Source organism: Pontibacter sp. HJ8 (genome assembly GCF_054824225.1).
On sequence record NZ_JSYF01000148.1, the window covers coordinates 1 to 12,389 of the forward strand.

Genomic DNA, 12,389 nt, shown 5'->3' on the forward strand with positions numbered 1-12,389 from the left:
GGTTTTGTACACGCCACGGTCTTTGTTGGGGGAGTACAGATGCCCGAGTGCCGCTACCCATACCGTATTCGGATCGGTCGGGTGGATAATCACTTTACCGATATGATGTGTGTCATCCAGCCCCATGTGTTGCCAGTTTTTGCCGCCGTCGGTGCTCTTGTACACACCCACGCCCGAGTAAGAGGAGCGGCTGGAATTGCTCTCTCCGGTTCCGATCCAGATCGTTTCATTGTTGTTCCAGTCCACGGCGATGTCGCCGATGGTCATCACCGCTTCATCATCAAAAAGTGGCTGGAAAGTGATGCCGTTGTTGGTCGTTTTCCAGAGGCCGCCCGACGCGTAAGCCGCATAGAAAGTAGCCGGGTCTTTGGGAGAGCCTTCAATATCAGTTATACGCCCGCTCATAACAGTGGGGCCTGCATTTTTGAATTTGACATTGTTTACAAGAGATGCCTGTTGCAACTGTTTTCTCTTTTCCAGGGCTTGTAACCTGTCGGACGCAGGCGTTACATTCGGTTGCTTTATTTTCTTCTGAGCTATGGCCGTTGACCCGAGGGTGATGAACAGGGCTACTAATAGTATACGCTTTTGCATATGTTAATTGAGTTGGTTATATAATGTGAAACAAATGTCTGTTTTATAAAAATTCTAACACCCCACAACCAACCCCGCAAGCACACTACTCTCTGTAGTATGGTTTATTCTAGGCCATCAGAAATCACTCCCTGCTCACCCGCAACCAAAACCCTGACCTCCTCTGCTTAACATCCATCACCAGACCACATCTATACCTATAATACAGAGCTACTTTTGGCACACAATTATAAATCAACCCTAGCTTCAAAGGCTACCAAAAAGGGAACCTGTGATTTTTAACCGAAGATAAGGCAATTGGATTAATCAAAATTGTCTATTCCTAAACCACAATTAACATTGGCTGCATTTTCATGATTTTAGCCAGAAAACCTAGTTTATGATTAGCTATATTTCAATAGGAAATAAAACTAACGTTATGATGAAAAAGCTACTCTTATTTCTCTTGTGCTTAAGTATCTATAGTATATCCTATGCACAGGACAAGGAAATTACAGGCAAAGTTGTCGCCAAAGAGGACAACTCTCCTATGCCGGGTGTCACCATTGTTGTGGAGGGCATGGCAAGAGGTACACAAACAAATGTGGATGGCACTTTTAGCTTGCAGGCACCGGAGGGCGCTACACTGATTGTGTCCTTTATAGGTTTTGTGACGCAGAAAGTCGCTGTCACAAAACAAAGTGTATACAATATCGCCATTGCTCAGGATTCCAAGCAGCTGCAGGAAGTAGTAGTCACCTCATTCGGGATTGAAAGAGATAAGAAGTCACTTGGCTATGGGGTGAGCGGGGTAAGTTCCGATGCAATAACCAAGTCTCCTGTGACGGACGTAACCAACGCGTTGGCTGGCAAAGTCGCCGGTGTGCAGATATCTGGCACCGGAGGAGGACTTTCCAGTTCTAACATCACTATTCGCGGCTTCTCCACTATCACCGGAAGCAACCAGCCTCTGTTTGTAATAGATGGAGTACCGATTGACAACAGTGGCGGCAGCAATAGTGTAAACGCAGGCGTTGCCAGTTCTAACAGAGCATCTGATATCAACCCGGATGACATTGAGAGCATGACTGTGCTGAAAGGTGCAGCAGCAACCGTACTCTATGGATCCAGAGCGGCTTCCGGCGTTATCCTGATCACCACCAAAAAAGGAAAGGTGGGAACCAAGAACCAGATTAACTTCACTTCAAACTATGGAGTAGGAACCATGAACAAGTTCCCTGATTTACAGAATGAATATGCCCAAGGCACCAATGGCAACTATGCCAATAACACGCCAGGCTCGTGGGGACCACGCATCAGTGGGCAAACAGTAAAAAACTGGTTTGGGGAAGACGAAACGCTGAAGGCTTACCCTGACAATGTGAAAGACATCCTGCAGCATTCCAAATTCCTGCAAAATACATTGAGCTTCTCAGGTGCCACCGAAAAGTATAATTACAGGATATCCTATGGTAACACGCACGAGACCGGGCTTGTACCTAACAATGAGTTGAACAGAAACTCCTTTAGTGTCAATGCAGGCACCAGCGTGACAGAAAAATTAACAGTCAACACGTCCATCAATTACATCAATAACCAATCAGAAAGGACACAGGCAGGCAACCAGGGGTCTAACCCGCTTTGGGCAGGTATATACACGCCCAGAAGCTATAACCTGTCCGGATTGCCGTACCAGAACGAGCTTGGGGCCCAGCAATGGTTTGCTGCTGAGGACCATCCATACTGGGCGCTTGAGCATGTTAAATTCACAGACGAAACCAACAGGGTATACGGTAACCTGAACCTGGCCTATGACTTTACGGACTGGCTGCGGGCTGACTTCCGGATTGGTGGCGACGTGTTTACAACAAACAGCAAGGGCTTTGATGACAAAGGCATCCGTAGCAACGGTAACACGAACTCTGCTGGCACCGGTGGCGTAAGAGACAGAGAAGTCTTTTCCCGGGATATCAACTCTTATCTGACTGTAACAGGAGATAAAAAAGTTGGCGACAATTTCAGGTTTACTGCGACACTGGGCAATGAGGTGATTTCTAACTATAGCAGCAACCTGGCGGCAGTAGGCCTGGGCATTGTAGTGCCTGGCTTTGATAACCTGAAGAACTTCTTATCCTACAACCCCTCCGCCAGCTTTTCACAACGAAGGCTGATGGGCTTCTTCGGAGACTTTATTGTTGATTACAAAAGTTACTTAACCTTAAACATCAAAGGCCGGAATGACTTTTCCTCGACATTAACAAAGGAGAACCGGTCCATTTTCTACCCTGCCATAGCGCTAAGCTTTGTTCCTACGGAGGCTTTCCCCTCCTTACAGAGCGATGTACTGTCATCGGCTAAAATAAGAGCGAACGTGGGTGAAGTAGGTAAGGGAGCCCCAGTTTACAGTACGAACACCTACTGGGGCCAGGCAAGTGCCGGAGATGGCTGGGGCTCGACAACTGTTAATTTCCCATTCAATGGCTTGGCTGGATATACCTACGAAAACTCAGCCGGTAATTATGACATCAAGCCCGAATTTACCCGGGAGATTGAACTAGGAACAGAACTGAGCTTCTTTAACAAGCGCCTCTATGTAGACGCATCGGTTTACAAGAGAGATACCAGAAATCTGATCTTTGCTGTTCCGGTTCCTGCTACTTCGGGCTTTACCAGTACGATTACCAATGCCGGTAAACTATCTACAAAAGGCCTGGAGGTACTGGTATCAGGAAGCCCACTTGCCAGCGAGAATCTTAAATGGGAATCAACAGTCAATTTCACCACATTCAAAACGGTTGTGGAAGAACTGGCCCCAGGAGTTGCAAGACTGACTATCGGCGGTTTTACATCACCTAACACCCAAGCCGTAGTAGGTGAGCAGTATGGCCTGATCTACTCAACCGACTACAGGAGAGACGACCAAGGCAGGATGATCATCGGATCAAACGGCCTTCCTCTGACGGCTCCAGGTGTATCTGCAACAGGCAATCCGAACCCCAAGTTTACCATGGGCTTCACCAACAACTTCTCCTATAAAGCCTTCAATCTGTCATTCCTGATAGACTGGAAACATAAAGGAGACATTCTTTCAAGAACTGCCGGCAACCTGAGAATCTATGGGGTAGCAGCTGAAACGGCAGAATTCCCACGCTTCAATGAAGATGGATCACCTAACAAGCCCTACCTGTTTGAAGGGGTGCTGGAAGACGGCAGAGCAAATGACATCTATGTGACAGCACAGGACTACTGGGGCCTGAGAGGAAAATACGTTGCCTGGGCAGGGTATGTACACGACGCCTCTTTTGTGAAGCTGCGGGAAGCTTCACTCAGCTATAACTTGCCGCAATCGCTACTTTCCAAAGCTGGCTTCATCAAAGCCTTACAAGTGTCTGTTTATGGCCGCAACCTGCTGACCCATGCGCCGAACTATCCGCATCTGGATCCTGAGCAGAACCTGCAAGGTGTAAGTAACTCCCGTGGCCTTGAATTCGGCATTCAGCCAATCGCCAGAACGATAGGCGCGAGTTTAAAGGCAACTTTGTAATCTCTTCTTTCACCTTAACTTCAAATTCAGACATGAAATATACCAGACTTTTAAGCATCGCTTTACTTTCTGCCGGGCTTATCTTCCCGTCGTGCGAGAGCTTTTTTGACATAAACGATGACCCCAATAATATAAAAGTAGCCCGGCCCTCTGAGATCCTGCCTTCTGCCACTACCAATATAGGCTTTATGGGAAGCAGTGACCTCATGCGCTACAGCAACCTGATCATGCAGCAGTTCTCCGGTCATGGCCCTGTGCTCAACAACACATTTACAAACTATGAGCGCTACTCCATCAGCGATTCTGATGTGAATAACACCTGGAACAGCATATTTGCCGGTATACTTGCCGACCTGGAGCAGCTGATCGTCATCACCAGCGAAAATGGGAGCCCACACTACACAGGGGTTGCTAAGATACTGAAAGCGTATACCTACCAGGTGACCGTGGATGCCTGGGGAGATGTACCCTATACAGAAGGGTTGAAGTTCGCGGAGGTCAAGTATCCGAAATATGATAACGATGCCGACATCTACCCGCTGCTTATAAAGCTTCTGGATGAGGCCATAGTAGATCTTAATGCGCCTACCTCTGCACTGGAGCCAAATAATTTTTCTACCATCTACGCCAGCTCCAGCTGGGCTGCTTCAAAAGTGAAATGGGAGCGACTTGCCAATACGCTCAAATTAAGGATGTTCTTACACTACAGTGAGGTCGATCCCGCCTTTGCAACGCAGCAGATCAATGCGTTAATTAACAGTGGCGCGGAGTTTATGCAGTCCAATGACGATAACTTTCAAATGAAGTTCTTGAATCTACCTCAAAGGCAGAACCCGATGGCCAGTATTGAGGGAGGCCAGTTCAGGAACCAGTTCTTCCCTAACCGCTTTATCGTGAACCTGATGAATGAAAAAGCGGACCCCAGAAGATCTGCCTACTTCGTTGCCTTCCCATACAATTCAGATTCTTACAAAGGCTCCACCATATTGGAATCTACCCCTTCTACCCAATACTCAAGGTTACACAGCTACCTGAAAGGTACGGCATCAGCTGTAAACACGGCAGGGATCAAACCAGATGGTAGCCTGGAAGGTACCGCGATTACGTATGGAGGGGATTCCCCATCCAGGCTACTTCTTTTTTCGGAATATAATTTCATGAGAGCAGAGGCAGCACTGAGGTTCGGTACACCAGGGGATGCGGAGACTTTCTTCAAGGAGGGGATCAAAGCATCGATGAGTGATGCCGGAGTGCCACAGGCAGCGATCACGGACTACCTGGCTGCACATGGCACCCTGTCTGGTTCACAGGATAATAAGCTGGAGCAAATCATCAATGAGAAATACATCGCAAACTTCGGAGTAGTGATGGAAAACTGGACGGACTGGAGAAGAACGGGCTACCCTGCCATTACGCCTATACCGACACCAATAGCCGTTTGGGATGGTGTTGCACGATCTTTATTTTATCCATTCAACGAAGTAAGCAGCAACCCGAACATTGAACAGAAAAGCTCCTTGCTCGAAAGAGTTTTCTGGGATACACGCCAGTAAAGTGTGTAGCAGCATTGCCCGCCAGGCGGGCAATGCTGCTGTCATACAAGATTAAAGCGCATGCTATACCTTGTACAAGTCACCTCCTATACCTGAGCAGAATCAGGTATGGTGCACAGTGTTGTATGTAGGTTCTGCCTGATAAAACGGACTTTAATGGTCCGTGTACTTAAAATTATGTGTGGTTTAATGTTAAGCTAAATGAAACATCTGTTTACTCTACTGCTGGTTATGGCTGTTGCCATAATCCCGGTCACAGCACAACAACTTGTTCCGAAGACCGATTCGACGGTCACTACAAAGCACGAGGTGACCATCAAAGGGAAGCGCGTTCCCTACACCGCCACTGCCGGCATGCAGCCTGTCTGGGATGAGGATGGCAAGCCGATCGCAGGCTTGTTCTATACCTATTACGAACGCACCGATGTAAAGGACAAGGCGAACAGGCCCCTGGTCATTTCCTTCAACGGGGGCCCCGGATCAGCATCCGTATGGATGCACATCGCCTATACTGGCCCCAGATTGCTCAACATTGATGATGAAGGGTATCCCCTGCAGCCTTATGGGATAAAAGAAAATCCACACTCCATATTAGACGTGGCCGATATTGTTTATGTCAATCCTGTGAACACGGGTCTATCCAGAGCTGTCAACACCTTATCTAAGGAAGACGTTCAGAAGAAATTCTTTGGCATCAACGCCGACATCAAGTACCTGGCCGGCTGGATCAACACCTTCGTGGGACGCAAGAACCGTTGGGCCTCACCAAAGTACCTCATCGGGGAGAGCTATGGTACTACCCGTGTTTCCGGCCTGGCGCTGGAGCTTCAAAATGCCCATTGGATGTACCTGAACGGCGTGATCCTGGTTTCGCCAACCGGGCTGGGCATTAAACGGGACGGGCCGGTTGCAGCTGCCAATATGCTGCCTTACTACGCCGCTACGGCATGGCATCACAAAGTGCTCAAGCCAGACCTCCAACAGCAGGATCTGACGGCTATGCTGCCGCAAGTAGAAGAGTTCACGATCAATGAACTGATTCCTGCCATCACGAGAGGATGGAGCCTGGGCGATGAGAAGAAAAAGGCCATCGCCGCCAAAATGGCACATTACTCCGGCTTATCGGAAGAGGTGATCCTGCAGCACAACCTGAATGTGCCCCCGGCCTTTTTCTGGAAGGAACTGTTGCGCAAGGAAGGCTTCACCGTGGGCAGGCTAGACTCACGCTACATCGGAATTGACCGCCAAGACATAGGCCTGCGACCCGACTACGCTCCGGAACTCACCTCCTGGCTGCACTCCTTCACGCCTGCGATCAACTTATACATCAAGGATCATCTGAAATACAAAACCGACATTAAGTATAACATGTTTGGTCCGGTACGCCCCTGGGATAACAGCGACGATAACACAGGCGACAACCTGCGCCAAGCCATGGCGCAAAACCCGAACCTGCACCTGATGGTACAGTCCGGTTACTACGATGGTGCCTGTGATTACTTCAATGCCAAGTACAACATGTGGCAGATGGATCCGGGTGGCAAGTTGAAAGACCGCATGAGTTTTAAAGGCTATCGTAGTGGCCACATGATGTACCTGCGCAGTGAAGACCTTGCCACCTCAAACGAGGATATCCGGAAGTTTATCAGCGACTCATTGCCTAAGCCCGGCCAACCTGCCCAGTATACCCGCAAGAAAGGAGCTGGTGACACCCGGCCGGCCAATCAAACAGGCAGTTAAAACTGCGTAAAACTGGTCTAAAGCTCAGCAAGCAACTAATTAAGGACCTGTATAAAATAGTTAGTAGTAGGATTCTATAAAGCTCTATCTCTTTGCAGGGGTAGAGCTTTATGTTACCATAAATTAAATTCACCCTGTATGAAAAAATACATACCCGGCATGCTGCTATTGCTGTGTCTCTTTCTGCAAAATGGCCTTCATGCCCAGGCGCTTGAGGTTCCTGCCCGGCAGGAAGGCGAAGGACCCTGGCCACAGCTGATTATAAGAGGCGTTATTCTGATCAATAGTACTGGGTCGCCGCCCCTGGGACCTGTAGACATTGTAGTGGAGAACAACCGCATTGCCGACATCCGCGTGGTAGGCACCACAGGTATGCCCATAGACCCGGCCAAACGCCCGCAGCTGAAAGCCGGAGGCAAAGAATTGGATGCCACCGGTATGTACCTTTTGCCAGGCTTTGTGGACACGCACGCTCACATCGGCGGTAACAATGGCGTTGATGCAAGTTATGTGTATAAACTCTGGATGGCCCATGGCGTGACCACCATCCGGGAGCCATCCGCCGGCAATGGACTGGCCTGGACCTTGGATCAAAAGAAAAAAAGCACCCAAAATACGATCACAGCGCCGCGCATAAAAGCCTATACCCGGTTTGGCATGAATAGCAAGCAGCCCATCGTCACCGCGCAGCAGGCACGTGAATGGGTCAGGCAAAATGCCAAAAATGGTGCTGATGGCATAAAATTCTTTGGTGCCTCTCCGGAAGTGATGCAGGCAGCGGCAGAGGAAAACAAAAAGCTCGGCTTAGGATCAGCTATCCATCATGCGCAGACAGATGTAGGGCGCTGGAACGCACTGCATAGCGCCAAAGCCGGCATAAGCTCTTTGGAACATTGGTATGGCTTGCCGGAAGCAATGTTCACTGACCGTACGGTGCAGCACTACTCATTAGATTATAATTACACCAATGAACAGGACCGGTTTGGAGAGGCAGGCACGCTTTGGAAGCAGGCGGCTCCCCCGTTCTCTGACCGCTGGAATAAGGTGATGGATGACCTGATCGCGCTGGATTTCACATTGAGCCCAACCTTCAACATCTATGAAGCAAACCGTGATTTGATGAGAGCCCGGAGAGCTGAGTGGCACGAGGACTACACGATGCCAAAACTGTGGGACTTTTATGCCCCGAGCTGGAATGCGCACGGCTCTTACTGGCACTCCTGGGGAACGGAGCAGGAAGTGCAGTGGCGGGAAAATTTCAGGTTGTGGATGGCTTTTATCAATGAATACAAAAACCGTGGTGGCAGAGTAACGGTCGGCACGGATTCAGGTTTCATTTACGAGCTGTTTGGTTTCGCCTATCCCCGCGAAATGGAGTTGTTACGGGAGGCTGGATTCCACCCGCTCGAAGTGATAAAGGCGGCTACCCTAAGCGGGGCAGAACTACTGGGAATGGAAAAGGAGATCGGGAGCGTAGAAATAGGCAAGCTGGCTGACTTTGTAATTGTAGACTCAAACCCCCTCAAGGATTTTAAAGTGCTCTACGGCACCGGCGCCATCCGGCTGGTAGACAACAACCAGGTAACCCGGGTAGGTGGCGTAAAATACACCATCAAGGACGGCATTGTGTACGATGCAAAGGACTTACTCGCTCAGGTTAAGAAAATGGTGGAAACTGAGAAGGCTAAAACAGGCTACCAGATCATACAGCCAGGTATAGCCCCTCATACGCACTGATCATCAATCGCCGCTTACGGACGTATCTTTGATTTGGGCACTCAGCCAGGATCAAGGCTACGTCCATGCTGGCTTAGCTGGCTTCAGCTGCTGCTCTTCCCTTCCAGCCAATTCTATACCTGCTTTTCAGGTATAGAGCCATTTGCACATGGCCGCTTCAAAAACGGATTCATCCTATAGCCAGGTATACTGGTTTTCTGGCAATGCTTTATTCATTGCTGAAATCCCTGCATAGGGGTAATCAGGCCGGCTGCCTGAGCATTTTAGTTGTTCCTTTCCATCCGTGCTTATATTCTTTGATATACTCACTAGGGGATTTGCCTGTCGTCTTTTTAAACACTTTGTTGAAGTTAATGGCGCTGTTGAATCCTGTTGCATAAGCGATGGAGGAAATACACTCAAAGTCCCCATTCATGATTTTCTTACATGCTTCGTTGATTCTGACTTCGTTCAAAAATGTCTTGTAGGTTTTGCGTGTATGCGTTTTGAAAAATTTGCAAAACGCTTGGGGCGTTATATGCACAACGGAGGCTATTCGCTCTAACGTAATATTTTCCGCGTAGTGCTCCTGCGTGTACTGGTAGATCTTGTCCATCCGGCTTCCATCTGGCGTAGAAACCAGCCCATTGGAGAAGCCTGTCGTGAGGGACTTATACTCTTTTACATGTTTTGTCAGGTATTTAATGAGCCTGATAAAGGAGAGCAATCTTTTAAGACCTGAGGATCTACTGATCTTTACAATCATCCTCACTGCCTCCTGTGCGTACACTTCAGGCACTTGCAAGCCCTGGCATGTGTTTTTCAAAAACTTATTCACAAACTCCATTTCCGGAAGATTATTCAGGCTTTGGAGTGTATTCTCATGTTCAAAGAAGATGTGGATCGCATGCACAGTGGCTATACCCTGATCCTCACTATAACTCTGATCAGATTTGAAATTATGAGGCTGATTGGCTCCGATAATGTATAAATCTCCCGATTTAAAAGGCTGTGTATAATTGCCGACAATCAAAGTACCCTCACCTTTGAGTATAAGTGTGAGTTGCATTTCTTTATGGCGGTGGAGGTGTTCATAGAAGAAGGGTAATACATCCTCATTTACAATCACCGATTCAGCTTGTGCAACGGGTACCTTGAATTGAATTACTTTCATACACACCGAAATTTGACATAGTATATTAACTATTCTCTATCAGAATTTCTAACAAACACCTGAAATTCAAGGGAATATTAAATTATTTACCCCGAATAATCTAGTTTAAACAACTAAATTTTATCAGACAGGCGATAGTCCCTTGTTTAAACTCAAATGCAGCTTAGTTGCGCTATCAAAAGCCTCAACAAGAATAACAAGGCCACCCGACAGGTTGCCGCAGGTGATCACGGCCAACAGGCTGGCAACCAGGGTGCAGGCACACAAAGTGCAGGCGCAGATGTAGAAAATTAATTAACCAGCAGTAGAGCCCCTGGTGAGTTCCTTCAGGGGATTTGTCGTTTTATTCCCTTAAAGTTAAATCCTATTACACAATATTGAGTATATATAATTTATCCTGAATTTACTCCCTATTTTTAACGCTGGCTTAACAAACTTAAACTGAATGAAACACATCTACTTCGTACTCCTTTTTGCCCTCTTCACTGTCCAGGCTTTTGCCCAGAAAGATTTCCGGCCGGGCTACATTGTGCAGCAGGGTGACACCGTAAAGGGCCTCGTCGACTACAGGGGCAACACGCGCAGTGCCAAATTAACCACCTTCAAACTGACGCCGGAAGCCGCTGAGCAGGAATATACCCCTGTGGATATTGCCGGGTATGGCTTCCCGGAAGAAAACAAGTACTTCGAGTCGAAGACTATACCGGCATCCGATACACAGCCGGTGCAAAAGCTGTTTGTGAATGTCCTCATCAAGGGCAAAGCCAGTATCTATACCCATCGTGACAGCTTTCACCAAGACCATTATTACCTGTCGAAAGATGACGGAGAGTTGACAGAACTGACTCAGAAAGAGTATACCAGGATAGACCCGGTCACTAAAAAAAATCACAGAGTGGTGGAGCAAACGTACCTGGGTACACTGGCAGCTGCCTTTTATGATTGCAAGGAACCCAATGAAGCACAGATCAAAGGCGTCAAGCTGATGGCCTCGTCGCTCATCGCCATCGCAAAGCGCTACAACCAATGTGTCGCGCCTGAGCAAACCGTGCTCAAGGAAAACAAAAGCAGGACCCGGATCACTGTAGGTCCGGTGCTGGGCTATACCTATTCCAATTTAACATTCGGAGGGTCATCTTATTTAAGTGAGATCACCTTCAACAACGAACTTCCCCTCAGCGCTGGTTTGGCCTTTAATGTAGCTGTACCTAATCTCAGTGAGAAGCTGACCATACAGATCGATGCGCTTTTGGTAGCTGCAAAATTCGAGGGAAGCGTAGAGCAGGGCCCTCATTACGGCAGAAGCAACAACTACCAGACAAATTTTGATATGCTTTACGTTAAGCTCCCGGTACAGCTCCGGTATACCTACCCACACGGGCTCCTGCGTCCGTTTGTTAACGGTGGCCCGATGTTAGGCTATATCCTAAAAGACACAAATGAAACGCACAAGGAGAGTTATATGGGAGGCTCTTCTTATACAGAGACGACACCTGCCATTCCTCCAGGCTACCTCCGGCCACTGCTGCAGGGCCTGACCGCAGGCACAGGCATTCACATTCCGCTACAAGGCAAAAGCGTAACACTGGAAGCCAGGTATGAAATCAACAGTGGCCTGACTTACTCTCAAAGCATGGTTTCCTCTATCAATGCCTTCTACCTGCTGCTGACCTACGGCTTCTGAAGACGACATGCATTTACCAGCAGGTATAGCCTACAAAAAAGCCGGCCCAAATGGGCCGGCTTTTTCATTTCAACTAAACTTACAATACTTTAAAACCAACAAACGCCTGACCGGAAATTGAGATCAACACCCGCGGTTACGCAGCGGGGCAAGCCAACGCGTACACCCTGCGGATGGCAGCATACGATGTAGCGTTCACCGGTCAGGTTCCTTACAGCAGCATGAAAGAAAAGCATGTGATTTTGGTTGATCGAAAAAAATGCCTCCGGCCACAGTCAATCGCCCTGGAGCTAAATAAAAAGCCCTTCCGGCTCAAGAGCCGGAAGGGCTTTTTGTAAGGTATAGCTCGCTCAGGAACTCATCCCAGATAAGCACTCCGATTCAAGTGAGCGTAAGTTTTCTGAA

General features: G+C 48.2%; 7 protein-coding genes. 5 read left to right on the forward strand and 2 right to left on the reverse strand.

Going from position 1 to position 12,389, the window contains the following annotated elements; translation table 11 throughout:
- A partial coding sequence (locus OB13_RS07865) for a WD40/YVTN/BNR-like repeat-containing protein (RefSeq protein ID WP_461489608.1) occupies positions 1 to 594 on the reverse strand: 594 nt, incomplete at its 3' end.
- 421 nt (positions 595 to 1,015) lie between these two features.
- Here OB13_RS07865 and OB13_RS07870 point away from each other — a divergent pair.
- The 4 genes from OB13_RS07870 (at position 1,016) to OB13_RS07885 (ending at position 9,147) form a co-directional block, all read left to right on the forward strand.
- Positions 1,016 to 4,117, forward strand: a complete 3,102-nt coding sequence (locus OB13_RS07870; RefSeq protein ID WP_461489609.1) for a SusC/RagA family TonB-linked outer membrane protein — start codon at positions 1,016 to 1,018, stop codon at positions 4,115 to 4,117.
- 32 nt (positions 4,118 to 4,149) lie between these two features.
- Positions 4,150 to 5,670, forward strand: coding sequence for a SusD/RagB family nutrient-binding outer membrane lipoprotein (locus tag OB13_RS07875; RefSeq protein ID WP_461489610.1), 1,521 nt, complete (start codon positions 4,150 to 4,152; stop codon positions 5,668 to 5,670).
- Positions 5,671 to 5,871: 201 nt separating this feature from the next.
- Positions 5,872 to 7,410 (forward strand): S10 family peptidase, encoded by a 1,539-nt coding sequence (locus tag OB13_RS07880; protein ID WP_461489611.1) that lies wholly within the window; start codon positions 5,872 to 5,874, stop codon positions 7,408 to 7,410.
- A 138-nt stretch (positions 7,411 to 7,548) separates the two neighbouring features.
- Positions 7,549 to 9,147: an amidohydrolase family protein gene (locus OB13_RS07885; protein ID WP_461489612.1), complete on the forward strand. Its 1,599-nt coding sequence runs from the start codon at positions 7,549 to 7,551 to the stop codon at positions 9,145 to 9,147.
- 241 nt (positions 9,148 to 9,388) lie between these two features.
- Here OB13_RS07885 and OB13_RS07890 read toward each other — a convergent pair whose 3' ends face one another.
- Entirely contained in the window at positions 9,389 to 10,300 is a 912-nt protein-coding gene (locus OB13_RS07890) for an AraC family transcriptional regulator (RefSeq protein ID WP_461489613.1), read from the reverse strand.
- A 445-nt stretch (positions 10,301 to 10,745) separates the two neighbouring features.
- On the opposite strand from OB13_RS07890, the gene OB13_RS07895 reads away from it, so the two are divergent.
- On the forward strand, positions 10,746 to 11,984 hold the full coding sequence (locus OB13_RS07895; RefSeq protein ID WP_461489614.1) for a porin family protein: 1,239 nt from the start codon (positions 10,746 to 10,748) through the stop codon (positions 11,982 to 11,984).
- Positions 11,985 to 12,389 lie beyond the last annotated feature (405 nt).

Excerpts from the sequence above, each read along its gene's own strand:
- OB13_RS07875 (WP_461489610.1), top strand. The coding sequence starts at position 4,150 with ATGAAATATACCAGACTTTTAAGCATCGCTTTACTTTCTGCCGGGCTT.
- OB13_RS07885 (WP_461489612.1), top strand. The coding sequence starts at position 7,549 with ATGAAAAAATACATACCCGGCATGCTGCTATTGCTGTGTCTCTTTCTG.
- OB13_RS07880 (WP_461489611.1), top strand. The coding sequence starts at position 5,872 with ATGAAACATCTGTTTACTCTACTGCTGGTTATGGCTGTTGCCATAATC.
- OB13_RS07870 (WP_461489609.1), top strand. The coding sequence starts at position 1,016 with ATGAAAAAGCTACTCTTATTTCTCTTGTGCTTAAGTATCTATAGTATA.
- OB13_RS07895 (WP_461489614.1), top strand. The coding sequence starts at position 10,746 with ATGAAACACATCTACTTCGTACTCCTTTTTGCCCTCTTCACTGTCCAG.
- OB13_RS07890 (WP_461489613.1), bottom strand. The coding sequence starts at position 10,300 with ATGAAAGTAATTCAATTCAAGGTACCCGTTGCACAAGCTGAATCGGTG.